Source organism: Streptomyces taklimakanensis, assembly GCF_009709575.1.
Classification (GTDB): domain Bacteria; phylum Actinomycetota; class Actinomycetes; order Streptomycetales; family Streptomycetaceae; genus Streptomyces; species Streptomyces taklimakanensis.
Map to the genome: position 1 here is coordinate 5,022,162 of NZ_WIXO01000001.1, position 26,128 is coordinate 5,048,289.

Annotated in this window: 27 protein-coding genes; 14 read left to right on the forward strand and 13 right to left on the reverse strand. The window is 72.4% G+C overall.

Going from position 1 to position 26,128, the window contains the following annotated elements:
• Positions 1-62: 62 nt before the first annotated feature.
• The 6 genes from F0L17_RS22050 to F0L17_RS22075 all read left to right on the forward strand — a co-directional run bounded on the left by F0L17_RS22050 (position 63) and on the right by F0L17_RS22075 (position 6,750).
• Complete coding sequence (locus F0L17_RS22050) at positions 63-1,010, forward strand: ABC transporter permease (RefSeq protein ID WP_162466546.1); 948 nt, start codon at positions 63-65, stop codon at positions 1,008-1,010.
• Positions 997-1,824, forward strand: coding sequence for an ABC transporter ATP-binding protein (locus tag F0L17_RS22055; RefSeq protein ID WP_155072423.1), 828 nt, complete (start codon positions 997-999; stop codon positions 1,822-1,824). The genes F0L17_RS22050 and F0L17_RS22055 overlap by 14 nt, the downstream gene beginning before the upstream one ends.
• 466 nt (positions 1,825-2,290) lie before the next feature.
• Positions 2,291-3,214 (forward strand): squalene synthase HpnC, encoded by a 924-nt coding sequence (gene hpnC / locus F0L17_RS22060; protein WP_162466547.1) that lies wholly within the window; start codon positions 2,291-2,293, stop codon positions 3,212-3,214.
• The gene (gene hpnD, locus F0L17_RS27770; protein WP_155072425.1) at positions 3,211-4,191 is read left to right on the forward strand and encodes a presqualene diphosphate synthase HpnD; all 981 of its coding nucleotides are present in this window, start codon (positions 3,211-3,213) and stop codon (positions 4,189-4,191) included. Before hpnC ends, hpnD begins: the two co-directional genes overlap by 4 nt.
• Positions 4,188-5,642 (forward strand): hydroxysqualene dehydroxylase HpnE, encoded by a 1,455-nt coding sequence (hpnE, locus tag F0L17_RS22070; RefSeq protein ID WP_162466548.1) that lies wholly within the window; start codon positions 4,188-4,190, stop codon positions 5,640-5,642. Before hpnD ends, hpnE begins: the two co-directional genes overlap by 4 nt.
• Before the next feature lie 28 nt (positions 5,643-5,670).
• Complete coding sequence (locus F0L17_RS22075) at positions 5,671-6,750, forward strand: polyprenyl synthetase family protein (RefSeq protein ID WP_420802443.1); 1,080 nt, start codon at positions 5,671-5,673, stop codon at positions 6,748-6,750.
• A gap of 40 nt (positions 6,751-6,790) precedes the next feature.
• On the opposite strand, the gene F0L17_RS22080 is transcribed toward F0L17_RS22075, so the two are convergent.
• Positions 6,791-7,585 (reverse strand): tyrosine-protein phosphatase, encoded by a 795-nt coding sequence (locus F0L17_RS22080; RefSeq protein ID WP_162466549.1) that lies wholly within the window; start codon positions 7,583-7,585, stop codon positions 6,791-6,793.
• A 162-nt stretch (positions 7,586-7,747) separates the two neighbouring features.
• Between F0L17_RS22080 and F0L17_RS22085 the strand changes: the two genes are divergently transcribed.
• Positions 7,748-8,425 (forward strand): alpha-ketoglutarate-dependent dioxygenase AlkB family protein, encoded by a 678-nt coding sequence (locus tag F0L17_RS22085; RefSeq protein WP_155072426.1) that lies wholly within the window; start codon positions 7,748-7,750, stop codon positions 8,423-8,425.
• A 37-nt stretch (positions 8,426-8,462) separates the two neighbouring features.
• Here the strand turns inward: F0L17_RS22085 and F0L17_RS22090 are convergent, their stop codons facing one another.
• The 9 genes from F0L17_RS22090 to F0L17_RS22130 form a co-directional block, all read right to left on the reverse strand.
• The gene (locus tag F0L17_RS22090) at positions 8,463-9,266 is read right to left on the reverse strand and encodes an enoyl-CoA hydratase-related protein (RefSeq protein ID WP_162466550.1); all 804 of its coding nucleotides are present in this window, start codon (positions 9,264-9,266) and stop codon (positions 8,463-8,465) included.
• A 48-nt stretch (positions 9,267-9,314) separates the two neighbouring features.
• The gene (locus F0L17_RS22095; protein WP_338018172.1) at positions 9,315-10,574 is read right to left on the reverse strand and encodes a cytochrome P450; all 1,260 of its coding nucleotides are present in this window, start codon (positions 10,572-10,574) and stop codon (positions 9,315-9,317) included.
• Positions 10,575-10,682: 108 nt separating this feature from the next.
• On the reverse strand, positions 10,683-12,062 hold the full coding sequence (locus tag F0L17_RS22100; RefSeq protein ID WP_155072427.1) for a cytochrome P450: 1,380 nt from the start codon (positions 12,060-12,062) through the stop codon (positions 10,683-10,685).
• A gap of 10 nt (positions 12,063-12,072) precedes the next feature.
• Positions 12,073-12,663, reverse strand: coding sequence for a GTP-binding protein (locus tag F0L17_RS22105; protein ID WP_202917909.1), 591 nt, complete (start codon positions 12,661-12,663; stop codon positions 12,073-12,075).
• Positions 12,638-13,009, reverse strand: coding sequence for a DUF742 domain-containing protein (locus F0L17_RS22110; protein ID WP_162466551.1), 372 nt, complete (start codon positions 13,007-13,009; stop codon positions 12,638-12,640). The genes F0L17_RS22105 and F0L17_RS22110 overlap by 26 nt, the downstream gene beginning before the upstream one ends.
• Positions 13,006-13,407, reverse strand: coding sequence for a roadblock/LC7 domain-containing protein (locus tag F0L17_RS22115; protein ID WP_162466877.1), 402 nt, complete (start codon positions 13,405-13,407; stop codon positions 13,006-13,008). Before F0L17_RS22115 ends, F0L17_RS22110 begins: the two co-directional genes overlap by 4 nt.
• A 2-nt stretch (positions 13,408-13,409) precedes the next feature.
• Positions 13,410-14,555 (reverse strand): sensor histidine kinase, encoded by a 1,146-nt coding sequence (locus F0L17_RS22120; protein WP_155072428.1) that lies wholly within the window; start codon positions 14,553-14,555, stop codon positions 13,410-13,412.
• A 462-nt stretch (positions 14,556-15,017) separates the two neighbouring features.
• Entirely contained in the window at positions 15,018-15,947 is a 930-nt protein-coding gene (locus F0L17_RS22125) for a transketolase family protein (protein WP_162466552.1), read from the reverse strand.
• Between the two features lie 100 nt (positions 15,948-16,047).
• Positions 16,048-16,821 (reverse strand): thiamine pyrophosphate-dependent enzyme, encoded by a 774-nt coding sequence (locus F0L17_RS22130; RefSeq protein ID WP_155072429.1) that lies wholly within the window; start codon positions 16,819-16,821, stop codon positions 16,048-16,050.
• 54 nt (positions 16,822-16,875) lie between these two features.
• On the opposite strand from F0L17_RS22130, the gene soxR reads away from it, so the two are divergent.
• Positions 16,876-17,382 carry a redox-sensitive transcriptional activator SoxR gene (gene soxR, locus F0L17_RS22135; protein WP_155074009.1) on the forward strand — a complete coding sequence of 169 codons (507 nt, stop codon included), beginning with the start codon at positions 16,876-16,878 and terminating at the stop codon, positions 17,380-17,382.
• A gap of 84 nt (positions 17,383-17,466) precedes the next feature.
• Positions 17,467-17,811, forward strand: coding sequence for a DUF3140 domain-containing protein (locus F0L17_RS22140; RefSeq protein ID WP_155072430.1), 345 nt, complete (start codon positions 17,467-17,469; stop codon positions 17,809-17,811).
• Between the two features lie 72 nt (positions 17,812-17,883).
• Here the strand turns inward: F0L17_RS22140 and F0L17_RS22145 are convergent, their stop codons facing one another.
• Together F0L17_RS22145 and F0L17_RS22150 are read right to left on the reverse strand one after the other, a co-directional pair.
• On the reverse strand, positions 17,884-19,983 hold the full coding sequence (locus tag F0L17_RS22145) for a putative bifunctional diguanylate cyclase/phosphodiesterase (RefSeq protein ID WP_338018284.1): 2,100 nt from the start codon (positions 19,981-19,983) through the stop codon (positions 17,884-17,886).
• Between the two features lie 89 nt (positions 19,984-20,072).
• Entirely contained in the window at positions 20,073-20,888 is an 816-nt protein-coding gene (locus F0L17_RS22150) for an SAM-dependent methyltransferase (protein ID WP_155072431.1), read from the reverse strand.
• Between the two features lie 194 nt (positions 20,889-21,082).
• Here F0L17_RS22150 and F0L17_RS22155 point away from each other — a divergent pair, with 194 nt between their 5' ends.
• A complete protein-coding gene (locus F0L17_RS22155; RefSeq protein ID WP_155072432.1) occupies positions 21,083-21,430 on the forward strand; it encodes a DUF8129 domain-containing protein in 348 nt (115 codons plus the stop codon).
• Between the two features lie 135 nt (positions 21,431-21,565).
• Here the strand turns inward: F0L17_RS22155 and F0L17_RS22160 are convergent, their stop codons facing one another.
• Positions 21,566-22,000, reverse strand: a complete 435-nt coding sequence (locus F0L17_RS22160) for a DUF2267 domain-containing protein (RefSeq protein WP_155074011.1) — start codon at positions 21,998-22,000, stop codon at positions 21,566-21,568.
• 222 nt (positions 22,001-22,222) lie between these two features.
• Here F0L17_RS22160 and F0L17_RS22165 point away from each other — a divergent pair, with 222 nt between their 5' ends.
• From F0L17_RS22165 to F0L17_RS22180, 4 genes are all read left to right on the forward strand, one after another.
• A complete protein-coding gene (locus F0L17_RS22165) occupies positions 22,223-22,624 on the forward strand; it encodes a ChaB family protein (RefSeq protein WP_162466553.1) in 402 nt (133 codons plus the stop codon).
• 856 nt (positions 22,625-23,480) lie between these two features.
• Entirely contained in the window at positions 23,481-24,764 is a 1,284-nt protein-coding gene (locus F0L17_RS22170) for a magnesium transporter (protein ID WP_202917910.1), read from the forward strand.
• Positions 24,764-25,351 carry a hypothetical protein gene (locus F0L17_RS22175; protein WP_155072433.1) on the forward strand — a complete coding sequence of 196 codons (588 nt, stop codon included), beginning with the start codon at positions 24,764-24,766 and terminating at the stop codon, positions 25,349-25,351. Before F0L17_RS22170 ends, F0L17_RS22175 begins: the two co-directional genes overlap by 1 nt.
• Positions 25,348-26,097, forward strand: a complete 750-nt coding sequence (locus F0L17_RS22180) for an ATP-binding cassette domain-containing protein (protein WP_155072434.1) — start codon at positions 25,348-25,350, stop codon at positions 26,095-26,097. Before F0L17_RS22175 ends, F0L17_RS22180 begins: the two co-directional genes overlap by 4 nt.
• Positions 26,098-26,128: the final 31 nt, after the last annotated feature.

A 26,128-nucleotide genomic window follows, 5' to 3' on the forward strand; every position in this document is an offset into this window, starting at 1 on the left:
GGCCGGAGTCCGCTGCACTCGAATCCGACCCGGCTGTGCACTGTGAGGACGAAAGTTTCAACGTGAGCGAGACAACGCACGGCGGTGCGATCGCGGCGAGCGAGCACCCGCGTTCACCCGACGACGGCCTGTCCCCGGCCGAACTCGCGGCCAAGTACGGCCTGACGGTGAGCGGGGCACGGCCCTCCCTGACGGGATACGTACGGCAACTGTGGGAGCGCCGGCACTTCATCCTCGCCTTCTCCCAGGCCAAACTCGTGGCGCAGTACAGTCAGGCCAAGCTCGGCCAGCTGTGGCAGGTCGCCACTCCCTTGCTGAACGCGGCGGTGTACTTCTTCGTCTTCGGCATCCTGCTGGGAGGCCGTGAGGGGACACCGGGCGGCAAGGAGAACTACATCCCCTTCCTGGTCACGGGCGTCTTCGTGTTCACCTTCACGCAGACCTCGGTCCTCTCCGGAGTGCGGGCGATCTCCGGCAACCTGGGACTGGTGAGGGCCCTGCACTTCCCCAGGGCCTCGCTTCCCATCGCCTTCTCGCTCCAGCAGCTCCAGCAACTGCTGTACTCGATGGTCGTCCTCGTGGTCATCCTCTTCGGCTTCCGGCACTTTCCGGACTTGTCGTGGCTGCTGGTGGTGCCGGTCCTGGCCCTGCAACTGGTCTTCAACACGGGCCTGGCGATGATCATGGCCCGGCTGGGGAGCAAGACCCCGGACCTGGCCCAGTTGATGCCCTTCGTGATGCGCACGTGGATGTACGCCTCCGGCGTGATGTTCCCCCTGGAGTACATGCTCAGGGACCGGACCAGCGCTCCGGAGTGGCTGATCACGGCCGCCCAGGCCAACCCGGCGGCCGTCTTCATGGACCTGATGCGCTTCGCGCTCATCGACGGGTACACCGTCGCCGACCTCCCGCCGTACTCCTGGGCGCTGGCCGCGGGCTGGGCCGTCCTCGTCGGCGTCGGCGGATTCGTGTTCTTCTGGAAGGCGGAGGAGCGTTATGGCCGTGGCTGAGGTCGAGAGCACCCGGAAGAACGGGCAGGACGGTGCCGGCGAGCAGTCCGGGGAGCCCCGGATCCCGACCGTGATCGCGGAGGACCTGCACGTCGTCTACCGCGTCAACGGTGGTGGCGGCGGACGGGGCAGCGCCACGGCGGCCCTGAACCGCATCCTGCGCCGCAAGCCCCCGGCGGGCATGCGCGAGGTGCGCGCGGTCAAGGGCGTGAGCTTCGTCGCCTACCGGGGCGAGGCGATCGGTCTGATCGGTTCCAACGGTTCGGGCAAGTCCACCCTGCTCAAGGCCATCGCGGGGTTGCTGCCGGCCGAGCGCGGCAAGGTCTACACCGACGGCCAGCCCTCGCTGTTGGGCGTCAACGCCGCGCTGATGAACGACCTGACCGGCGAGCGCAACGTCATACTGGGCGGCCTCGCGATGGGCATGACCAAGGCCCAGGTCGAGGAGCGCTACCAGGACATCGTCGACTTCTCCGGCATCAACGAGAAGGGCGACTTCATCAGCCTGCCGATGCGGACGTACTCCTCCGGCATGGCGGCCCGGCTGCGGTTCTCCATCGCCGCCGCCAAGGACCACGACGTGTTGATGATCGACGAGGCGTTGGCGACGGGCGACAAGAAGTTCCAGAAGCGCTCGGAGGCCCGCATCCGCGAGCTGCGCAAGGAGGCCGGGACGGTCTTCCTGGTCAGTCACAACAACAAGTCCATCCGGGACACCTGCGACCGGGTGCTGTGGCTGGAGCGCGGCGAGCTGCGGATGGACGGCCCGACCGAGACCGTGATGAAGGCGTACGAGGAGTTCACCGGCAAGTAGGCGGACCGGCCCGGGTGCCGGTCCCGCGTTCGGCCCCCGACACCCGAAGACGGGCGTCGGGGGCCGGGCCGTGTCCGGGAACGCCGGGCCGCGGTCGGACGTTCCCGGGGTGCCCGAGTGACGGGGCGGACCGGCGCACGACGTAAGCTGAGCCGGCGCCGACGGCGATCGTCCGGCGTACCGGCGGCCCGGCCCCCGGTCGGGCGATCAGCGGATCATCCTCCGGGCGAGCTCGAAATAGGATGGTTCGCGCCGCGGGCGCTCCGACGGTGTCCGGTACGAGCGGCACCGTCGTGCCGTGGGCGTCCGGTGCCGCGGGTCCTTTCGGATCTCCGGGTGTCACGGGCGCGTCCGGTGGCACACGTGCCATGGGCGCCGCGGAGGTCGCGGACGCCACCGGTGGAGAGGGACGGACTGTCGGTTGGAGAGACACGGAGATGACGGCGATGGCTGTGGGCGGTCCTCGGTGACCCCGCCGGCGGGCGCGGAGGCGCGCGCCGTCCTCGACAAGGCCGCCCGCGAGAACTTCCCCGTGGCCCCCCGCTTCCTGCCCCGCGCCTGGCGGGACGACCTCATGGCCCTGTACGGCTGCGTCCGCCTCCTGGACGACATCGGCGACGGCGATCTCGCCCCCGGCGACCGGGACGCCGAATCGCTCGGCGTCCCTCCCGGTGGCCCCGATGATCGGGCCGCCCTGCTCGACGCCTTCGAGGCCGACCTCGGCCGCGTCTTCCGCGCCGCCGCCGGCCGGGGGGCGGACGGGGAGGAGAGCCCCCGGCACCCCCTGCTGCGCGCCCTGGTGCCGACCGTGCGCCGCCACGCCCTGTCCCCCGACCCGTTCCTCGCCCTGGTCGAGGCCAACCGGAGGGACCAGAAGGTCCGCCGGTACGGCACCTGGGAGGAACTGCTGGGCTACTGCGAACTGTCCGCCAACCCCATCGGCCGGCTCGTCCTGGCCGTCACCGGCACCACCACCCCCGAACGCGTCCGCCGCTCGGACGCCGTCTGCACCGCCCTGCAGATCACCGAACACCTCCAGGACGTCGCCGAGGACCTGACGCTGCGCGACCGCGTCTACCTTCCCGCCGAGGACCTGGAACGCTTCCGCGTCACCGAGGACGACCTCGCCGCTCCCACGGCGAACGCCTCGGTGCGGGCGCTGGTCGCCCGGGAGGCGGAACGCGCACACGAACTGCTGAACGAAGGAGTCCCGCTGGTGGCGAGTGTCCCGGGGATGCTGAAAGTCCTCCTCGCCGGGTTCGTCGGCGGCGGACGGGCGGCCCTGCGCGCCGTCCGCTCCGCCCGGTACGACGTCCTGGCCTCGACCCCGCGCCCGACCCGCACCGGGGTGCTGCGCGAGGCGGCCGTGGTCCTGGGGCGGGCGAGATGATCCGCACGACACGACGGGCCGCGGCGCGCCCGGCGACGCGGCCCGCGCCCCTGACCCCCCAGTCCTTCGCCGCCTACCGCTACTGCGAGGCCGTCACCGCGCGGCAGGCCCGCAACTTCGCCTACGGCATCCGGCTGCTGCCCGCCGACCGCCGCCGCGCGATGTCCGCCCTCTACGCCTTCTCCCGGCGCGTGGACGACATCGGCGACGGCCCGCTGGACCCGGCCGTCAAGCGGGCCCGGCTGGAGGAGACCCGCGAGCTGCTCGACCTCGTCCGCGCCGGGAAGATCCCCGAGGACGCCACCGACCCGGTCGCCGTCGCCCTCTCCGACACCGCGCGCCGCTTCCCCGTCCCCCTCGACGGGCTCGACGAACTGATCGACGGCGTCCTGATGGACGTCCGCGGCCGCACCTACGAGACCTGGGAGGAGCTGAAGGAGTACTGCCGCTGCGTCGCCGGCGCCATCGGGCGGCTCTCCCTCGGCGTCTTCGGCACCGTGCCGGGCGCTCCCGACACCGGGCGCGCCGCCCACTACGCCGACACCCTGGGCCTGGCCCTCCAGCTGACCAACATCCTGCGCGACGTGCGCGAGGACGCCGCCGGGGGCCGCGTCTACCTCCCCCGCGAGGACCTGGCCGCGTTCGGTTGCACCGGCGGCCTCGACCGCGCCGTTCCGGAGCCGGGCGCCGACTTCACCGGGCTGGTCCGCTTCGAGGTGCGGCGCGCCCGCGCCCTGTTCGCCGAGGGGCTGAAGCTGCTGCCGCTGCTCGACCGGCGCTCGGCGGCCTGCACGGCGGCCATGGCGGGGATCTACCACCGCCTGCTGTTCCGCATCGCCCGCGACCCCGCCGCGGTGCTGCGCGGCAGGGTCTCCCTGCCCGCCCGGGAGAAGGCGTACGTCGCCCTGCGCGGCCTGTCCGGACTCGACACCCGGCGGGCCGCCCGCCCGGCCGTCGGCCCCGGGGAGGCGCGGTGAGCGCCCCCGGGGAGGCGCCCGACCGCTCCCGGGCCGTCGTCGTCGGCGGCGGACTGGCCGGCATCACCGCGGCGCTGCGGCTGGCCGACGCCGGGCTCGACACCACCTTGGTGGAGACCCGGCCCCGGCTGGGCGGACTGGCCTTCTCCTTCCACCGCACCGGCGGCGCGGGGGGGTTGACCGTCGACAACGGCCACCACGTCCACCTGCGGTGCTGTACCGCCTACCGGTGGTTCCTGGAGCGCGTCGGCGCGCGCGACCTCGCCCCGCTCCAGCCGCGTCTGGACATCCCCGTCTACGACGTCGAGCGGCGCAGGCTGGGCCGGTTGCGCCGGACGGCCCTGCCCGTCCCCCTGCACCTGGCGGCCTCCCTGGCGAGCTATCCGCACCTGTCCCCGGTCGAGCGGATCCGGGCCGGACGGGCCGCGCTCGCCCTCAGGCGCCTGGGCCGGATCGACCCGAACGACCCGGCCCTGGACGGGCAGGACTTCGCCGGCTGGCTGCGTCGCCACGGCCAGTCGCCGCGCGCGGTGCGGGCCCTGTGGGACCTCGTCGGCGTCGCCACCCTCAACGCCCGCGCCCCCGACGTCTCGCTCGGGCTGGCCGCGATGGTCCTCACCACCGGGCTGCTCACCGAGCCCGGTGCCGCCGACATCGGCTGGTCCCGGGTCCCGCTGGGGCACCTGCACGACACGCTCGCCGGTGCCGTGCTGGAGAAGGCCGGGGTGCGCGTGGTGCGGCAGGGGCGCGCCCGGACGCTGCGGCCGGAGCCGGACGGCACCTGGCGCGTCGAGGTGGACACCGGGGCACGCGGCTTTGCGGGCGGCGAGACGCTGACGGCCGGCACGGTCGTCCTCGCCGTTCCCCAGAAGGAGGCCCACCGACTGCTGCCCGAGGGAGCGGTGGCGGAGCCGGAGCGGCTGCTGCGCATCGGCACCGCGCCCATCCTGGGCATCCACGTGGTCTACGACCGCAAGGTGCTGCACCGGCCCTTCCTCGCCGCGCTCGGCACCCCGGTGCAGTGGGTCTTCGACCGCACCGAGGCGTCCGGGCTGGGCGGTCCGGGCGGAGCGCGGGGCGAGGCGGCCGGTCAGTACCTGACGGTGTCCCAGTCCGCGGCGGGGGAGGAGATCGACCGGCCGGTCGCCGTCCTGCGGGAGCGGTACCTTCCCGAACTGGCCCGACTGATGCCCGCGGCCCGGAGCGCCCGGGTGCGCGACTTCTTCGTCACCCGGGAGCGCACCGCCACCTTCGCCCCCGCGCCCGGCGTCGGACGTCTGCGCCCCGCCGCCCGCACCGGTGCGCCCGGGGTGTGGCTGGCCGGGGCGTGGACCGCCACCGGCTGGCCGGCGACGATGGAGGGCGCCGTGCGCAGTGGGTTGACCGCAGCCCGGGAGGCGCTGGCCGCCCTCGGGCGCCCGCACGACGACGTCTTCCCGGAGGCGGCGTGAGCACGACAACAAACGCAGAGGAGACCCCGTGACCCCGGCCCCGAGGACCCTGACGGACGTGGCCACCGACACCGCCGGTGTCATCGCGCTGCTGGAGCGCGGCCGCACGCTCGCCACGCCGGGGCTGCGCTCCGCCGTGGCCCGACTCGCCCCGCCCATGGACGCCGTCGCCGCCTACCACTTCGGCTGGACCGACGCCCAGGGACGCCCGACCGTCGGCGACGGCGGCAAGGCGGTGCGTCCCGCGCTCGCGCTGTTGTCGGCCGAGGCGGCCGGCGCCGAGCCCACCACCGGAGTCCCCGGCGCGGTCGCCGTCGAACTGGTCCACAACTTCTCCCTCCTCCACGACGACCTCATGGACGGCGACGAGCAGCGGCGCCACCGCGACACCGTCTGGAAGGTGCACGGCCCCGCGCAGGCGATCCTCGTCGGCGACGCCCTGTTCGCCCTGGCGGGCGAGGTGCTGCTGGAGCTGGGCACCGCCGAGGCCGCGCGGGCCGCCCGTCGCCTGACCCTGGCCAGCCGCAAGCTCATCGACGGACAGGCCCAGGACATCTCCTACGAGCACCGCGAGAAGGTCACCGTCGCCGAGTGCCTGGAGATGGAGGGCAACAAGACCGGGGCCCTGCTGGCCTGCGCCAGCTCCGTCGGCGCGGTGCTCGGCGGCGCCGACGACGCCACCGCCGACGCCCTGGAGGCGTACGGCTACCACCTGGGCCTGGCCTTCCAGGCCGTCGACGACCTGCTGGGCATCTGGGGCGACCCGGAGGCCACCGGCAAACGGACCTGGAGCGACCTGCGGCAGCGCAAGAAGTCCCTGCCGGTCGTCGCCGCCCTGGCCGGCGGTGGGCCGGCCGCCCGGCGACTGGCCGACCTGCTGGCCGCGGACGCCACCAAGAGCCAGCGGGAGTTCGAGGACTTCAGCGAGGAGGAGTTCGCCACCCGGGCCGCGCTGATCGAGGAGGCCGGGGGCCGCGAGTGGACCTCGCAGGAGGCACGCCGCCGGCACGCCACCGCGCTGGAGGCGCTGGAGGGCGTCGCCATGCCCGGTGACGTGCGGGACCGGTTCGCGGCGCTCGCGGACTTCGTCGTCGTGCGCGAGGGCTGAGGAGCCCCCGCCTCCGCGCTCGCGCCCGCGCCGTCGGGCGTCAGGGCGTCAGGAAGCGGTCTCGCAGGCGCTCGCGGAGCTCCGGGGTGAGGCCGAGCCCCTCGGCCAGGTAGGCGTCCGTCCCGCCCCAGACGCGCTCGATGGTGTCGAAGGCCGCGTGCAGGTAGGCGGGGCGGACCTCGAAGAGGGGGCCGATCAGCTCCATGACCTCCGGCGAGAGCCCCTCGGCGGCGTCGGGGGAGCGGTGGATGCGGTAGCGGTGCCGCGGGGAGTTGGACTCCAGGTAGTCGGCCTCGATCGCGTCCCGCTCCACGCCCAGGGCCAACAGCGTCACGGCGATCGACAGTCCGGCCCGGTCCTTGCCCGCCGCGCAGTGCATCAACGCGGGGACGCTGCCGCGGGCCAGCTCGCGCAGCACCCGGCCGTGCTCGGCGGTGCGTTCGGTGACCATCAGGCGGTAGGTGGCGACCATCCGGGCCGCCGCCTGCCCGTCGCCGAGCGCGGCGCGCAACTGCGCCAGGTCGCCCTCGCGGACCATCGTCCAGAACTCGGCGCCCTCGGCCGGGTCCGACAGCGGGATGTTCAGGTTCCGCACGCCCGGCAGCTCCACGTCGGGGCCCTCCAGCGCCTGGTCGGCGGAGTTGCGGAAGTCGAAGACCGTGTGCAGCCCCAGTCGGGAGAGGAACGCGGCGTCCTCCTCGGTGGCGTGCGCCAGGTGTCCGCTGCGGTAGAGCACGCCCTGCCGCACCCGGCGTCCGTCGACGGTCGGCACCCCACCGACCTCGCGGAAGTTGCGCACCCCGGTCAGGACGGGCTCGACGGTCTCGGACGTCACGGACACTCCTCGTGGTCGGCGGTCTCGGTGCGCGGCCCGCGGCGGACGGGCCCGAGCCGGTTCCTGCGACGATACGACATCGACGCCCGACCGGCGGTCCGCCGTCCGCCGGGAACCCCACGGAACCGGAACGGGAGCCGGCCCGGTGGGATGCTGGGGTCCATGGAGACCACGGGGAACACGGGGAGCACGGGGGCGCCGACGGACGGGGGCCTCTTCCGGTTCCCGGCGACCGAACCGGCGCCGGGAGCGGTGCACCTGCCCGGACACCTGGGACCGGCCGAGCAGCGCGAGCTGCTGGACGCCTGCCGCGGGTGGGCCCGTCCGCCCGCCGGGCTGCGCACCGTGCGGATGCCCCGGGGCGGCGAGATGTCGGTGCGCCAGGTCTGCCTCGGGTGGCACTGGTACCCCTACGGCTACGCCCGCACCGTGGTGGACGGCGACGGGGCGCCGGTCAAGCCGTTCCCCCGGTGGCTGGGGGAGTGGGCGCGGCGGGCGGTGGAGGCGGCCTACGGGGAGCCGTGCGACGTCCGCTACGACGTCGCCCTCGTCAACTTCTACGGGGCCGGGGCCCGCATGGGGATGCACCGCGACGAGGACGAGAGGACGGACGCCCCCGTGGTCTCGTTCAGCCTCGGCGACGCCTGCGTCTTCCGGTTCGGCACCACCGAGGGGCGCGGCCGGCCCTGGAGGGACGTCGAGTTGCGCAGCGGCGACGCCTTCGTCTTCGGAGGCCCCTCCCGCCTCGCCCACCACGGGGTCCCGCGCACCCTGCCGGGCACGGCACCGCCGGAGTCGGGCCTGCGGGGCCGGCTCAACGTGACGGTCCGGGCCCTGTGACACGGAAACGGTGCGGGGCGCCCTCGCGGAGGGAGGGTCAGCCCGACGTCCCCCCGCGAGCGGCGGCGCCCGCTGCCGCCGCCGCCGTCGCGGAGAGCAGGTGTGCGTCGAGGAGACCGCCGTCGGCCAGCCGCCCGCCCCGGGAGTAGGCGCCGAGCAGGTGCTTGGCCAGCGGCAGCGCGCCCGGTGGGCGGCGCAGCAGCGGGCCGGTCCACGCCTCCACGGCCGCGTCCAGTTCGTCGGCCGGCACCACCTTGTGGAGGAGGGACATCCGCCGGGCCCGCGCCGCGTCGAAGGGAGCGCAGGTCAGGATCAGTTCACGGACCGCGGCCGCGCCCGCCTCGTTCAGCAGCCGGGGCAGGACACCGCCCCACGCCGGTGCCACGCCGAGGGCGACCTCGGGGAGCCGGAAGCGACAGGTGTCGGCACCGACCCTCAGGTCGCAGAAGACCGCGAGCGCGAGACCGGCGCCGACGACCCGGCCGTGCAGGCGTGCGACGGTGATCGCGTTCGCGGTGTCCAGGGCCTCGCAGACCCGCCGGGCCCGGTCCATGATCGCCCGGAGTTCGGCGCCCGTGGGGTCGGTGCCCAGGGACGCCGCGAACTCCTCGCGGTCCGCCCCCAGGCAGAAGTCGTCGCCCTCCCCGGACAGGACGACCACCCGTGTCTCCGGACGGTCGTTCAGGGGGGCGAGGACGGAGAGGAGTTCGTCCAGGAGGTCGGCGGAGAGGGTGTTGCCCGTCTCCGGGCTGTTCAGACGGACCTTCAGGACGGGACCCCGCTGCTCGACGAGGACCGTCTTGAGGTGGCCGGGAACGGAGGTGGTCACTGATTCCTCCACGGGAATCGAGATGGTCGGGACACGGGTGGCGCGGGCCCCGGGAGCGGGTCAGGGACGAGTGGTCACCGGCAGGGTCAGCATGCGGCGGAAGGCCACTCGGGGGGCCCACTCCGGCGCGCGGACGAGACGGAGGTCGGGGAGCCGGCGGAGCAGGGCCTCCAGCAGCGTGGTGGCCTCCAGCCGGGCCAGGGGGGCACCGAGGCAGTAGTGGATGCCGCCGCTGAAGCTCAGGTGGGTGGCCCTGCGTCCCACGTCGAACACCTCGGGGTCGAGGTGGTGGGCCGGGTCCCGATTGGCGGCGCCCACCATCAGGTGCACCATCTCGTCCTCGCGGACCTCGACGCCGGCGACGGTGGTGTCCCGGCTCGCCACCCGGCTCACCACGTGGGTGGGCGCGTCGTAGCGCAGGGCCTCCTCGACCGCCGCGGGCACCCGCTCGGGGGCCGCGCGGAGCCGCGCCCACTGCCCGGGGTGTTCCAGGAGGAGCCGCACCGCGGTGGACAGCAGGGTCGAGGTGGTCTCCAGGGCGGCCAGCAGGACGAACAGGGAGAGGTGGTAGACGGCCTCGTCGGCGGCGCCCCGGTCGGGTTCGATCCCGTCCCAGACCCGGATCCACCCGGAGACGGGATCGTCGCCGGGGGCGCGGCGCCGCTGCCGCACCAGATCGGTGAAGTACTCGCGCAGCTCGGCCGTCGCGGCGTCGGAGAGGGCCAACTGGCTGGCGGAGGGGAGCAGTTCCTGGGCGAACACCTGGTCGTGCGTCAGTTCGCGCAGTCGGGGGTAGTCGGCGGAGGGCAGCCCCAGCCAGCGACCGATGACGATCACCGGCAGCTCCTCGCTGACCAGTTCGCCGAAGTCGGCCTCGCCGTCCGCCGTCAGGCGGTCGACGAGGCGGTCGAGCAGCCCCTCGGTGACCTCCGCGACCGACAGCCGGATGTCCTCCAGCGATCTGCGGTCGAACATGTTGCCCGCCGCCCTGCGGACGCGGGTGTGCTCCGGCGGGTTGAGTCCGGGCAGCGTCTTGCTCATCTCACGGGAGGAGTCCGCGCTCCAACGGGTGGCCTCGCCCTGGCGGGCGCGCCACGCGCCGTCCGGGACCAACCACTGCCTGTCGCGCAGTAACCGGTCGCACAGTTCGAAGGAGGTGACGAGGTGCCCACCCCAGGGAGCCGGCACCACCTCCCCCATCGACCGCAGTTGCGCGTAATAGGGGAAAGGATTCGCCTGCCCGGTCGACGTCCGTAGCCGGGAGAGGAGCGACACCACGGCGCGACGTCGGTCGACGGGCAGGGCTATCGCAGGCTCCACGACGGAGGCTCCTTCGCATGCTCATGATCACTGGGAAGCAACCTGTCGTGACTACCCATGCGTTCATGCGCACATGCGATCGGGAGCGACCCGCCGGTGTTGCGTCTGTCACATGCCTTTCAGCCATGCCAGGAAGGTGCTCCAACGATTGCCCCGTCCCGGCTGGGCCTGCTTCCGCGCGGCCGCCGCCGCGCCGTCACCCGGACCGGTGGCGGAGACGGAGCCGAAGGAACCGGTGGCCTGTCGGGCGGACGGCGATATCGGGGTGAAGCGGACCGGCAGCGTGGCCGGTGTCCGGCTCCACGGGGTCGGCTGCCAGGTCAGGTCCGCGAGGTCGAGGGCCAGGTCGATGTCCGTCACCCGGTTGAGCAGCCTCTCGATGGCCGCGACCGCGATCAGGACGGCCGGGTCCTTGGCCGGGCAGACGTGCGGGCCGGCGCCGAACGCCAGGTGCGCCCGGCCTCGGAGGGCGGCGGTGTCGTCGACCAGGGCGGGATCGGTGTTGGCCGCGGCGAAGCTGATCACCACCGGCTGGTCGGCCTCCAGCAGCCTGCCGTCCAGCTCCACGTCCTGCACCGGGTAGTGGACGGCGTAGTTGGCGATGGGAGCGTACTTCCACAGCACCTCGTTGACCGCGTCCTCGACCAACAGCCCGGTGGTGTACTGGGTCCCCGAGTACTTCTCGTCGCCGAGCATGAGGGCGGACCCGGTGCTGATGAGGGACATCAGGGGGGCCGTCCCGCCCGAGAGCAGGGTGACGAGCTGGTTGACCATCTCGTCGTCGTCGAGACCGGCCGGGTGCCGCATCATGTGGGAGGTGACGTCGTCGCCGGGGGAGGTCCGCTTGAGCGCCACCAGCTCGTAGAGCGCCGTCGCCAGCACCTCGTTGGCCTTCTCGGCGTCCACGCCCTCGAAGATCCCCGAGATGCCGAAGATCACCCGGTCGCCGATGTCGGCGGGGCAGCCGAACAGGTTGCTGTAGACCAGCAGGGGAAGCTGCTGCGCGTAGTCCGTCACCAGGTCGGCCCGGCCCCCGGGCCGGTCGGCGAACCGGCTGATGAGGTAGTCGGCGACCTGCTCGACGTGGCGGCCGAGCCGGTGCGGGTCCACGGTGGCCAGGCTGTCGGTCACGGCCTGTCGCAGCCGCGCGTGGTCGGCGCCGTCGGAGAACAGGGCGTTCGGCCGGTACGCCATCATCGGCAGGGCGGGGCTGTCGGCCGGCACCCGGCCCTCGTTCAGAGCGCGCCAGCGTCGCGCGTCGCGGACGAAGGTGCCCGGGTCCTGGAGGATCCGCAGGGCGGCCGAGTAGCTCGTCACCAACTCGGCCTCCACGCCGGGCGCCATCTCCACCGGCGCGCTGGAACCGAACCGCCGCAGATGGGCGTAGTAGCTCTCCGGGTCGGCTCCGAACTCCGCGGTGTACAGCGGAACTCTGCCGTGCGCGGGGCAGCCCGGCGGGGGTTCCGGGCTTCCTGCGTGCTGCTGCATGTCTGCGCTCCTAGTCGAGGCGGGAGTGGAGGTGTCCCACGAGGGTGATCAGCGCGTCGGCCGCGGACTTCTGGTCGCGGACGTCGCAGGGGACGACGGGTGTGTCGTCGGGGAGGTTGAGGGCTTCCCGGATCTCCTCCAGGGAGTAGGACCGTGCCCCCTCGAAGCGGTTCACGGCCACCGTGTACGGCAGGCCGTACTGCTCCACCAGGTCCAACACCGGGAAGGACTCGTCCAGTCGCTCCGGATCGACGAGCACGAGCGCGCCCAGGGCGCCGAGGGAGAGGTCCTCCCACAGTTGTTTGAAGCGTTCCTGGCCGGGGGTGCCGAACAGGTACAGGACCAGCGACTCGCTGAGGGTCAGGCGTCCGAAGTCCATGGCGACCGTGGTCGTGGTCTTCTCCGGGGTGCTCGACAGGTCGTCGACCCCCACGCTGGCCTGCGTTATCAGCTCCTCCGTGCGCAGCGGTGGAATCTCGGAGATGTTGCCGACGAACGTCGTCTTTCCGACTCCGAAATGACCGACCACGAGGATCTTCACCGCGGTCTGTACCGAAGCCCCCACATACAGGTTGTCATGCGAAACGAGTTCGGAGGCCATTCAGCACATCCTCAAGGAGTTTCCTGTCGGCACGTTCGGCGATCGGCACCGGCGCACGGGTGTGGACAAGTCCGCCTTCCGCGAGGTCGGCGAGGAGAACACGGACCACTCCCAGGGGGAGTCCGGTGTGTCCGGCGATCTCCACGACCGAGAGGAACCCCCCCGAGCACAACTCCAGGATCCGGCGGCTCTCCGGCTCCAGAATCCTGCTTTCGAGGGCTCCCTCGACGGCGGTCACCAATGTCGTCACCGAGAACTCGCGGTCGGGTGGGAGTTCTCGGCCGCTCGTCATCACGTACGGGCGTACTAATTCGCCGACCAGTTCAAAGTCCGACTCTTCGGTCACTTGTCGTCGACAATCTCGCGGGGCGGTGAGGTCAGTTCCTTGCCGAGTCGCTGCACCAGTTGCTGCATGCGGAACGTGATGTCCCCCATGTCGACGTCGGCCGCGGCGGACACGGCGAGGTAGGCGCCCTCGCCGGCCGCGATGAGGAAGACCCAGCCGTGGGAGAACTCCACCACCGTCTGACGCCACTGCGCAGGCTGTTCGGGGCCGGCGAACTCGGCCGTGGTGCGACTGAGGGACTGCAGGGCGCTCATCGCGGCGGACACGGTGTCGGCCAGGTCGGGGCTGACGTTCTCCGTCTTCCCCCGGCGCAGTCCGTCGGCGGAGAGGAGGATCGCGTGGCGCGCTCCGGGGACGTTGAGGACGTCCTCAAGCATCCATGACAGATCCTGGGTGATCATCACGATTCTGTTCCTTCGTGATTCGCGGCGGCGGGTCGTCGGCCGGTCTGCGTGCCTCGCTGGAACGCGGCCATCCGGGCGGCGGCCGTCTGACCGTCCTGCTCGGTGGCGCCGGAGACGTCGGTGCCGGCGCCCCGGCCCTCGGTCGTCCGCACGACGGCTATCGGGGCTTGGCGCGCGGCCCTCTTGGGCAGGCCGTTGGCGGTGCGGCCGGAAGGCCTGGATCCACCGTCGGCGGCCTGGGGGGTGGCGGTCACGGCCGGGCTGCTCCTCCGCTCGGTGTTCTCCGTGGTCAGGAGTTCTTCGGGGAGGCGCACGACCGCTCGCACGCCGCCGTAGGGGGAGGTGGAGCTGACGTCCACGCTGAAACCGAAGCGGTTCGCCAGCTCGGCCACCACGGGGAAGCCGAACTGCGGGGGGTTGCCGAGGTCGGAGAGGTCGGGCCGGTAGGTGCCGGAGAACAGCTCGTAGGCCCTGCGCTTCTCCTCGTCGCTCATGCCGACGCCCGCGTCGTCGATGACGATGCACAATCCGCGGGGGACGGGCTGGAGGTTCACCTCGATGGTGGTTCCGGGCGGCGAGTAGCTCGCGGCGTTGGCCAACAGCTCGGCCACGGCCAGTGCCACACCGCTGACGGCTCCGGGCACGACGGCGAAGCTGCTCTGGGAGCGGATCTTGACGCGCTCGAAGTGGCGGATCTGGCCCTGCGCGCTGCGCACCACGTCGTAGACGGAGGCGGGCTCCTTGCGGCGTCCGGAGAAGCCGCCGCAGAGCACGGCGATGCCCTGGGCGCGCCGGGCGAACTGGGCGTTGGCGTGGTTGACGTCCAGCAGCGACTGCAGGATGCGGTGACCGCCGTACTCCCGCTGGAGGGCGTCCAGCATGACCTGCTGCTCGCCCGCGAGACCCTGGAGGGTGCGCATGGCGGACTTCAGCACGGCGGCGGTTCTGGCGTCGGCGCCCTCCAGCGCCTCCCGGACCGCCTCGTCCTTCCGCTGTTCCAGTTCGGTGCAGTGGGCTTGGAGTTCCCTTAACTCGCCGCTGCGTCGCGCGGCCTTCCGTCTGTCGAGGACGATCACCGCTGAGGCCGCGAGCGCTACAGTGACCAGGATCCAGAAAACGGGGTCCTGCAAGTGCTGTGTCATGAGCTCTCTTCTGACAAGGGGCTACGGGAGGACCGGACGGCAGCCGCACGCGGAAAGACGTCGAGGGCATGCGGGGTGACGGTGGCCGATTCACGCTCCTCGATCCGGATGCTACTAGGGATGTCGAGTCGGTGAGCCCCTCGTTGCATATTACTGGCGAATGTGCTTGCGTGCCCGCTTTTCGGTCCGCGGACACCGAACCCGTGGGCGCGGTGATCTTAACACCAAGCTTTGGCCGGCGTTTGACGGCATGGAGTGGGTGATCTGTCCGGAATATTGCCCGTCAGGTTCTTTCTGACGTACCGTCGGATTTCGACCCTTTAATCGCCGCTGGGGCGGTTTCGGATCGGACGGACGCGCCCCGTGAGAGTCCGGGGGAGAAATCGTCAGGATGATTCAACTATCCGTCCACGATTTTCACGTAGGGTTTTTCCGGCAAGTCGCGGACATCCGGCGACGCGCTCACGCGGAACCGGACCGGTCGGCACGCCCGACGAAGGCGGTGATCCGCTCCCGCAGCGACCTCGGGTCCAGGCCGTGGTCCACCAGGTGTTCCTCGACCGTCCCGTAGCGGCGCGTCTCGGCCCGCGCGGTGCCCAACCCCAGGACGCGGTGCGGCACGTCGACGAGCGCCTCGGCGACCGAGGCCGTGGAGGTGCCCGCCAGGTACGGCTCGACGAGGACGACCTCGGCCGCGTCCGCTCCCTCGACGGCCGCCCGCAGCGTCGCGCCGTCGAAGGGACGGACGGTGGCGGCGTACAGCACGGTGACGTCCAGTCCCTCGGTGGCGGTGAGCACGGAGTCCAGCAGGGGGCCGACGGCCACCACCGCCGGCGCGCCGGGGCGCCCGTGCCGCACGGGGAGGAAGCCGGAGCCGGTGACCGGTCGTGGGCGGGCGTTGGCCTGTGTCGAGAGCCGCACGTACACCTTGTCGTCGCCGGCGGCGCAGGCGTGCCGCAGCAGGACCTCGGCCTCGTCGGGATGGCCGGGTACCTGGACGGTCCAGCCGTCCAGGGTGTCCAGCAGCGCCACGTCGCCGGGCGCCATGTGGGTGAACCCGGCGGCGGGGTGGTCGTAGGAACCTCCGGCGCTCACCAGCACCCCGCCCACGCCCTGGTGGCCGAAGTCCAGCTTCACCTGCTCGAAGGGGCGCTCGACCAGGAAGGACGCGAAGGTGTGCAGCACCGGGCGCATCCCCGTCAGGGCCAGCCCGCCGCCCACCCCGATCAGCAACTGTTCCCGGATGCCGACGTTGACCACCCGGTTCGGGTGGCGTTCGGCGGCTCGGCGGAATCCGTCCACGCCGATGTCGGCGAGGACCACGGCCAACCGGGGGTCCTCGTCCAGGAGTCGGGAGGTGACGGCGGCGAAGCGTTCGCGCATGGTGTCCACGGGACTTCCCTCTCGGTGCGGTGGGTGTGGTGGGTGCGGTGGGTGCGGTGGGTGCGGTGGGTGCGGTGGGTGCGGTGGTGGGGCGGACGGGTGCGGAGCGTCAGGCACCACGGTGGGCGGAGGCGGGTCGGGCGGAGGCGGGCCGGGCGCCGGGCTTGGGCTCGACCCGGGCCACCACCGCGCGTGGCCGGCCGGGGTGCGGCCGGGTGTACGCGGCGTACAACGCCTCGTGGTCACGGCCGTCCACCGTCTCCGTCGACCAGCCCGCCACCTCGAAGCGGGCCGCGAGACCGCCGGGTGTGGTGTGGGTGGCCGAGGAGTTGTCGACCACCAGGACGTGCAGCCGGTCCAGTCCGCGGGCGCCGGCGAACTCGATCGCCTCGTGGTTGCTGCCCTCGTCCGACTCGGCGTCACCGGTCAGCACCCACACCCGGGCGTCCGCCACCCCCCGGGCGCGCAGCCCGAGCACGGTCCCCACGGCCAGGGGCAGCCCGTGCCCGAGCGAGCCGCTGCCGATCTCGACGCCGGGCACCAGGGTCCGGTCCGGATGGTGGCCCAGCGGGGAGTCGTGGGAGCCGAAGCCGGACAGCCACTCGACGGGGACGAACCCCTTGGCGGCGAGCACGGCGTAGTACGCCATCGGGCCGTGTCCCTTGGAGAGCAGGAAGCGGTCCCGGTCGGGGGCGTCGACGGTGTCGGGGGAGATCCGCAGCACCCGGTCGTAGAGCACCCACAGGGCGTCCAGGACGGAGGTGGCGGCCACGTCGTGCTTCTCGTCGCCGGTCATCAGCGACATCAGCGCCGGCAGGTCGGCGTACCCGGGTCCGCCGCCGGGCGCGGGCGGGAAGGGGCGGGGAGTCGTCGTGATCGTCATGTGCAGAGGTTGCGACTTAAAGCGCCCTTGAAGTCAAGCGCTATGCTCGGCACCATGACCGACCGAGACGGACGACTCACCATCGGAGAGCTGGCCGCCCGCTCCGGGCTCGCTCCCTCCGCTCTGCGCTACTACGAGCAGATGGGGCTGATCCACTCCGAGCGGACCACGGGGAACCAGCGCCGGTACGCCCGTCCGACGCTGCGCCGGGTCGCCTTCGTGCGGGCCGCCCAACGGGTCGGCCTCTCCCTGGAGGAGGCCCGCGCCGCCCTGGACCGGCTGCCCGCGGACCGGGCCCCCAAGGCGGCCGAGTGGAACACCGTGGCCCGTACCTGGCAGCGGCGGATCGACCGGCAGATCGCCGATCTGGAGCGGCTCAAGGAGCGGCTGACCGGTTGCATCGGCTGCGGCTGCCTCAGCCTGCGCAAGTGCTCCCTGTACAACCCGGGCGACGTCGCGGGCACCCACGGTTCCGGTGCCCGCTACCTGCTGGAGGAGGAGAAGCCGGAGCCCGGCGAGGCCCACGCGTCCGCCGCCGGTGCCGGGGGAGGGGAGCGCTGACCCGACCGCCTTCCGGGGGTTTCCCCGGCCGGCGCCCGGGCACTCGCGCGGAGGACATCCGCAGGCCGGACCGGAGGACGAACGATGGCCGACATCTCCGAGTTGGAGCTGGACGCCCTGTGGAACGAGTTCCACGGCGTGGTCAACATGACGTCGAACGAGCTGGAGGCCTGGCTCAGGACGAGCACGGCCGGGGAACGTGGCGAGGACCTGCCCGAGGAGGCGGGTGACGACCGGGGGCGGCACGTGCTGGCCGTCCTGCGCAAGCGTCGCGTGGACCTCACCGACGACGACGTCGCGCTGATGCGCGAGGTGGTGGACACCGTGACCGCCGAACGCGAGCGCGTGCGGGTCGCGGACGCGGTGCGGGACCCCGACTGGCGGCACCGGATGATGTCCCTGGGCCACGACCCGGTCAAGGCGGCCTGACGCCGGCCGCCCCGTGCGGGCGTCTCCCGGCCGCCCCCGGTGGGCGGGGGCGGCCGGGGGACCCCGCCCGTCTCACTGCCCCGCCGCCAGGGGCATCGTCACGTCCGACAGGTGCTCCGGCGGGCCGGGCCGGGCGTAGTACCAGCCCTGGGCGGAGTCGCAGCCCAGCTTCCGCAACTGCTCCGCCTGGGAGGCGGTCTCCACGCCCTCCACCGTCACGGTCAGCCCGAGGACGTGGGCCAGGGAGACGATGCCCTCGACGACCCGGAGGTCGACGGGGTCGGCCGGGTCCTGTTGGAGACCGCGGGTGAAGGACCGGTCCAGCTTCAGCGTGCCGGCGGGCAGCCTGCGCAGGCTGGCCAGGTTGGAGTAACCGGTGCCGAAGTCGTCCAGGGCGATCCGCACCCCCAGGTCGGCGAGCTGTCGTAAGGGCTTGAGCTCGGCGTCGTCGGCGCGGATCAGGGCGCTCTCGGTGACCTCCAGGCAGAGCGAGGACGGATCCAGACCGGCGTCCCGCAGTACCGCCACGGTCTCGGAGACCAGTTCCGGGTGACGTAGCTGTCGGGGTGAGAGGTTGACGTTCACCCGCAGCGGTCTGGCCCCGCCGATGCCGCGCACCTGCCACTCGCACGCCTGCCGCACCGCCTGCTCCAGCACCCAGCGGCCGAGCGGCACGATCAGCCCGGTGTGCTCGGCCAGTGGGATGAAACGGTCCGGACCGAGCACCCCGTGGCGGGGATGGGCCCAGCGGACCAGGGCCTCGGCGCCCTCCACGCTGCCGTCCTCCATCCGCACCAGCGGCTGGTACTCGATGAAGAACTCCTCGTTCTCCAACGCGGCGGGCAGGTGGGTGGTCAACGTGTGCCGGCTGATGGTGAGCGCGTCGGAATCGGGGTCCGCCCACTCGTAGCGGTTGCCGCCCAGGGCCTTGGCCCGGTACATGGTGATGTCGGCGCTGCGCAGCACCTCGGCCGGGGTCAGCTCGGCGACCGGGCCCTCGACGATGCCGATGCTGGCGCGCACCGGCAGCTCGCGACCGGCCAGCGGGATCGGGGTGGCCAGCGCCTCCAGGGCCCGTCGGGCCAGGTCCGTCACCTCCGAGCGCGACACCGGGTCGCTGACCAGGGCGACGAACTCGTCGCCGCCGATCCGCGCCACCATGTGGCGCTGGGAGGTCACACAGCCCTGCAGCCGCTCGGCCACCCGCACCAGCAACTGGTCGCCCACCGTGTGCCCCAGGCTGTCGTTGACGGTCTTGAAGCCGTCCACGTCCAGGTAGCACAGCCCGATCCGGGAGACGTCGGACTCGGAGGACAGGACGTGCTCCAGACGCTCGAAGAACAGGGCGCGGTTGGGCAGGTCCGTCAGCGCGTCGTGGGTGGCCTCGTAGCGCAGCCGCAGGTTCAGCAGCCGGCGCTCGGTGATGTCCTCGATCAGTGCCAGCATGTAGCGGGGCTCGCCGGAGGGGGCGCGCAGCAGCGAGACGGTCAGGTTGGTCCACAGCACGGTGCCGTCGCTGCGCGTGTACGGCTTCTCCGCCCGGTAGTGGTCGCGCTCGCCGCGCACCAACTCCTCGTGGATCCGCCACAGGCCCGGCGCGTCGTCGGGGTGCACCCAGTCGGAGACCCGGCGGCTGCGCACGTGGTGCTCGGAGCCGCCGAACATCCGGGCGAGCGCGTTGTTGATGTCGAGGACGTTGCCGTCCATGTCCGCGATCCCGATGCCGATCGCGGCTCCCTCGAAGACCGCGCGGAAGCGGGTCTCGCTCTCGTGGAGGGCCTTCTCGGCGATGTCCCGGGCGGCGAGCGCCGCCCGGGAGAGGGCCTCCTGCTCGCAGCGGGTGCGCTCCTGCAGGGCACGGGCGAAGCCGGCCGCGATGGCGTGTTGGAGCCGTGCGCAGCGGGCCCGGCCCTCCTCGGTGGGCAGCACCGCCGGGTCGCCGCAGTACAGCAGCAGGTAGGCGTCCACCACGCCGAGCACCTGCGGCAGCGACTCGGGAACCGTGCAGTGCGCCTCGACGAGCGCCGCCCCCACCTCGCGTCCGGGCGAGGGGTCGAAGGGACGGGCGTGCAGCGCCTCGGCGAGCACCCGCACCCGGGGGAGGAGGTACTCCTCGAACTCGGCGCGGGTCATGGAGGTGGCGGTGGCGGGGTAGACCGCGCGGCTCCAGATGCGGGCGAAGCGGCGGTGGCCGTCGCCTCGCCCGCCGGGGTCCCCCGGGGCGGGGGCGTGGTCGGAGGCGGGCCCCCGGGACGAGGGGGTCACGCCTTTCGTCCCACCCCGGCGAATCCGGTGAAGACCACCGGGTCCTCCTGGTCCGCCGGGCCGTCCGGACGCCAGTCCGGCATGGCCACCAGACCGGGTTCGACCAGCTCGAACCCGTCGAAGAAGCGCTCCACCGCGCGCCGGGAACGCAGGACCAGCGGCGAGCCGATGTCACGGTAGACGTTCTCCACCTCGGCGCCCTCCTCCGGCTTGCGCGGGCCGCCCTCGACCGAAGCGTGGGTGAGGACCAGCAGGCTGCCGGGGGCGAGGGCGTCGCGCAGTTCGGCGACCTTCCCCCACGGGTCGTCGGAGTCCTCCAGGAAGTGCAGCAGGGCCACCAGCAGCAGGGCCACCGGACGCTTCAGGTCGAGCAGCCGGCCGACCTCCTCGTGGCCGAGGATGTCCCCGGGGGTGCGGAAGTCGGCGGAGACGACGCCGGTGCGGTGCTCCTCGCCCTCCAGCACGGCCCGGCTGTGCGCGACGGCGACCGGGTCGTTGTCGACGTAGACCACCCTCGCCTCCCCGCTGGCGGCGTGGGCGACCTGGTGGACGTTGCCGAAGGTGGGTATGCCCGAGCCGATGTCCAGGAACTGGGTCACCCCCTGGTCCACGGCCCAGCGGACGGCCCGACGCATGAAGGCCCGGTTGGCCTGCATGATCTTCGGGAGTCCCGGGAACACCTCCATGGCCCGCCGGGCCGCCTCGCGGTCGGCCTCGAAGTTGTGCGATCCGCCCAGGTAGTAGTCATAGATGCGGGAAACGCTCGGCACGGACAGGTCGATGCCCTGCGGAGCCCAGGCGGGACGCTCCATCAAAGTCTCCAACTGGTCGCTGAATATGACACTGGGACTCCTGAGGCTACTGATCCCAGACGAACAGGTACACGGATACGAGGGACTGACATTGCGGCGGCAACCCGCTACGTATAGCTTGCCCCGGTTCCTCCGTCCGGATAATCGTCGCGGCCGACGGGTTTTCGCCCAGCACGACCGGATACCCGGGGTGAATGAGCAACACCGAACACGGCGAACTCCCGTTCCCGGACTACGACCACCTGTCCGCGGGGGAACTGGAGCACCGCATCCGGTCCCTCTCGCAGGAGGATCTGGATCGGCTGCTCCGTCACGAACGCGAACACGGCAACCGTGCACACATGGTGACCCTGCTGACGGCCCGTCTGCACCAGCTCCAGGAGGGCAGCCCCCGGTCCCCCGGAAGCGCCGAACCCCCCGCGGGACCGCCCGGCGAGTCCGGCGGGTCGCGCGTCACGCCCGCAACCTCGCCGCAGCCCTACCACCCGCCGCCGCACGGCACTCCCGACCAGGCGGCCAAGCCCAAGGGCGACCGCTTCTAGGGCCGACCGCCCGGCCCCCTGTCCCCGGGCCGGGCGCGGACCCCGAGCCGGGGGCGGACGAACCCGTCCGCCCCCGGCTCGGCGTGTCCCGGTGTCCCGGCGCCGCGACCAGGTCGCGGACGGGACCGGTCCGGATCAGGACTCCTCGGCCCGGGCGGACGGCAGCAGCTCGCGGATGTCCGGCGGCAGGACATGGCCCACCTTGTTCATCAGCTCCGGGGAGACCGCGGCGTCCAGCACCTCCAACACGGCCGTCGCCTCCCGCACCGCCGTGTCCTCCGACGTCCTGGAGCGCCAGGCCACCCGCCCGGCGAAGGTGGTCAGGTCGAAGGCCTCGCCGTGCGTGCGAGCGTGCTCCCGCTGCCGCGGCGAGGCCTCGTGCTCGGCGACCACCCGGCGCAGCGACTCGGCGGCCTCGTCGGGCAGTTGGGCGGCCAGGTGGTCGGCCACCCCGTCGGGCATCCGCTCGGCCAGGGTCTCCAGCGTGGCGCGCAGCGCCCGCTCCGCCGCCTGCCGGTCGGGCAGGTCGGCGTGCTTCTGGACCTGGCCGGTCAGCTCCTCGTAACGCATGGTCGTCGGCACCTCTCCTCGGTCGCTGGGATCACCGCGGCGTCCCGCCGCCGTCGGGCGCGGGCGGAGGGGCGCCGCCCTTCCACGGGTGACCCCCGTGCCGGGTGCCGACACCTGCCGTTTCCACCTCCCCCGCCGGTTCCGGACCGCCGTCGGCGCCCCCGTTTCCGCGTCGCACAGCGGGGCATCCGTTACGGATCCGACCATTCGGAGGTGAGAAACGTGCCAGGACGGAAGGAGCTCCCCTCGACCCTGGAGCGCTCCCCCAAGGAGGCGCAACGCACCTGGATCAAGGCCCACGACTCCGCCGTCGAGGAGTACGGGGAGGGACGCCGCGCCCACCAGACCGCCTTCAGCGCCCTCAAGCACAAGTTCGAGAAGGTGGGCGACCACTGGGAGCGCAAGGAGGGCGGCCGCAAGGGCCCCTCCGACGAGCGGGCGGCACGTCCGCGCGGCAAGGGCGGGCGCAGTGGTGAGGGCGTCGACGAGAACGCGAGCAAGGAACACCTGTACTCGATCGCCCGACGCCTGGACATCGGGGGCCGCTCCCGGATGACCAAGGACGAGCTGCTGAGGGCCATCCGCAAGGCGAACCGCTCCGAGACCCGGCAGGCGCGCTCCTGACCCTGTCCGACACATGGCGGAGCCCACCACCCGGGTGGTGGGCTCCGCCATGTGTCGGCCGTGCCGACGAACCTGCCGGGGACGGCCTATCCGGAATTTATATTCCACTTCTGTGCGATCCATCGGACGGCGTCCTAAGGGGCCCGCGAGGTCTCCGCGAATACGGGGAAGAACCGCTCCGTCGCGTGATTCCGGCGTCGTGGTCCGGCCGCGTCGGGCCGTGGCGGCCAAGGGGGGACAAAGGCCCTGCGAAACCGCACTTCACGCGACTCCTTCCTTCCTGTGGGTGGTGGCGGTTCCGGTAGGGTCGTCCGGTATTTCGGTCTCCGGTTCCAGGGAAACTCGACGGCCGAGAAGACGGGGGAATTCGCTCTGTCGGTGTGGCGCCCGCGCAACCCCTGTGCCGTCGCGGGAACCACCGCCGCTTTGACGGTCACCACGGGTGCGGGGGCCGAGTGGAGCAAGGCGAATCTCGGTCCGGTTCGAGGAGCCGACTGCCGGCAATGGCTCGATGAACAGCGCAACGATTCTCGCCTCACCGGCCGCCACCAGGCGGGAAGCACGAACGGTGGCGCGCCGGCGCTTCGGCGGCGGATCGACCGGAGGTACGACAGGAGGTACGGCACGCCGCCCCGGGCCGACTGCGTCGGGGGAATGGACGCACGAGCACGGAAACCCGGTCGGGTCCGCCCTACGACAGCTGACACCTCGAAACCGAGAAACCCGGTACGGGGCACGGAACTTGCACGGAAGTGGCCGGCGAGGCCAATGTGGACACGACAAGGCCGACCGATCACGCCGGACCGCCGCGCGCTGTGCGCGCGGCGGTCCGGTTCTGCTCTCCCTGCGAGGCTCCATGCGTTTCCCCGCCGCTCTGCGCACGCATCCGGCCGTGCCGGCATTCCCCGTGATCGGCCTTTTCTTCGCCTACGTGTTCCTCACGAGCACCCGGAACATCGAACGGCTCATCGCCGTTCCCTGGCCCGGGCAGGCGGCGTCGTACGCCGTGCACGCCCCGGTCCCGATGGCCGCCGCGGCCGTGGCGGCCCTGACCGCGGTGGAAGCGACCCGGCTTCGGTCCCTCGGCACATGGGACCTGGGCGCCGCACGCGCCACGTGGCGCATCGCGGTTCGGCCCGTCCTCGTCTCCGTGCTGGCCCTGTCGATCCCGACCGCCGGTGTCATGGCGGGTGGGCTGTGGGTGGTCGGAGTCCTTCCCGATCCGTACGTGCTGCACCTGATGGGGATCGTCGTCGTCCTGCTCACCGCGCACGCGGTCATCGGATTCGTCATCGGACGCCGACTCCACGCGCTCTACGCCGCGCCGCTGGTGGCCGTGGTCGTCTTCGTCGGCATCAGCTTCCCCTTGGGGACGGACAGCCACTGGGCGCACCATGTCACCGGGTCCATCGCCTGGGTGGGGTTCGGTGAGGCGTACTCACCGGCCATGACGGCAGCCGCGGTTCTGCCGACGGTCTGCCTGGCACTCGCCTGCGTCGTACTGGCGGGGCCCCGGCGGGTCCGTGTCGCCTCCGTCGTCGCTTCCCTCGCGATCGCGGCCGGTGGTCTGCTCGGCGCGTACGGCATCACCAAGGACTGGCGTTCGATCGCCCCGGCCGCCAGGGGGTTGGCCCCGGTCACCTGCGAGGGGAGCAGGCCCGAGGTCTGTCTGCCGTCGGCCGGCGCCGAGCACATCGGGGAGATTCAGGACCGACTCGCCGAGATGACAGATCGACTGCGGGCCGGGGGGATCATCGCCGAGAAGCCGACCCGCATCACCGACCTCACCGTGGCCGACGTTCGGCAGACCGACACCGATGGGGAACACTGGACGCTCGACCTCGTGCCCGGCGACGCGGACGAGGTCCTCCGGGAGAACATCCCCATCGCCGTCGTCGGGATGCCCTGCGAGGAACCGGACTGGAACACCCTGCATCACAACACCCTCTGGGTCGCCCGGACGATCGGTGTGGAGCGCGAGTACCTCGCCTGGCTCTCCCGGGAGACCCAGGGGTTCGCTCAGGGACAGAGCAAGCGGCAACTCCTCGCAGAGGCGGACAGAGTGAGTGATCTTTCGCCTCGGGAGCAGGAAGACCGGTACGCCGAGCGGCTTCGGCAGGCCTGCCGGGCAGGCCGGTGATGATCTGGTGGCTGCGCCGGCGGGGCGCCTTCGGCCTGCTGCCCGGTGTGTTGCTCGGTTTCGCCCTGGGTATCGGGCTCACCCTGAACGTGATCTTCGTCTTCCCCTCGTTCCTGGGGAACTACGCGATGGCGACGGAGCTCAGCAACTTCCTCTGCCTCATCCCCTCCATCGGCCTGATCGTCTGCCTCGAAAGACGGATGCCCTCGGTGGAGCGGTCCGCCGTCCGCCGACTCGACGCGAGGGACATCACGCTGGTGTCCGGCTTCGCGCTCCTGGCGACGGCGGTGGCCTCGGCGATGTCCTTCCTCGGCCCGGAAGCGATGTGGACGGCGGCGCGGAACAACCTGCTCTTCTGCGGACTCGCCCTGGGCGCCTGGCCACTGCTCGGACACCGCGCGACCCTGCTCCCCGTCTTCTGGATGATCCACTCCATGTTCCTCGGGGGGCGCGGTCACAACGACCCCTACCCCTGGGTGATCGTCACGGAGGAAGCCCGTGTCGCACACGCCGCCGTGGGCGCCGTCGCCGTCTTCCTGGCCGGGGTTCTCTCCCTCGTCTGCCTCACACCAAGGACCGAACGATGACTCTGCTGCTCGACCGCGTCACCTTCGGCTACCACCGCTGGGTCCGCCCCGTCCTGAACCGCCTCACCTACGAGGTCCCCGGGCAGGGCCTGACGATCCTGCTCGGCCCCAACGGGGCGGGCAAGTCCACCACCATGGCCCTCCTCGCCGGCACGATCGAGCCGAAGGCGGGCAGGGTCCGATTCAGCGGCTCGGACCTCACCTCCGCGAGCCGCGAGTACCGTCGCCACGTCGCCTGGCTGCCGCAGCGGGTGCCCACCTCCCGGCAGTTGACCGCCCGCGAGTACGTGGCGTACGTCGCCTGGCTGAAGGGCGAGAGCCGCGCCCGCGCCTGGGAGCGCGCCGCGGCCGCCCTGGACCGGGTCGGCCTCGCCGAGCAGGCGGGACGGAAGACGGCCGGACTCTCCGGGGGGCAACTCCGCCGTGTCGGCATCGCCTGCGCCCTCGCCCACGACGCGCGCGTCGTCCTGCTGGACGAGCCGACGGCCGGGCTCGACCCCCACCAGCGCACGGTCTTCCGCGACGTGCTGAGGGAGATCGCGGCAAAGACCCCGGTGCTCATGTCGACGCACGACGTCGCCGATCTCGCCGACGAAGCCGACACCGTCACCCTCATGGACCGCGGTCACATCCTCCACCACGGCGGGACCCGGAGCTTCCTCGACCACGCGCACCCCGAAGCCGTACCGGCCCGCCGGGCCGAGTCGGCGTACTCCGTCCTCATGCGACTGGACGGCGCGCGGTGACCTCGCGGCGATCTCGCGGTGGTCTCGCGGC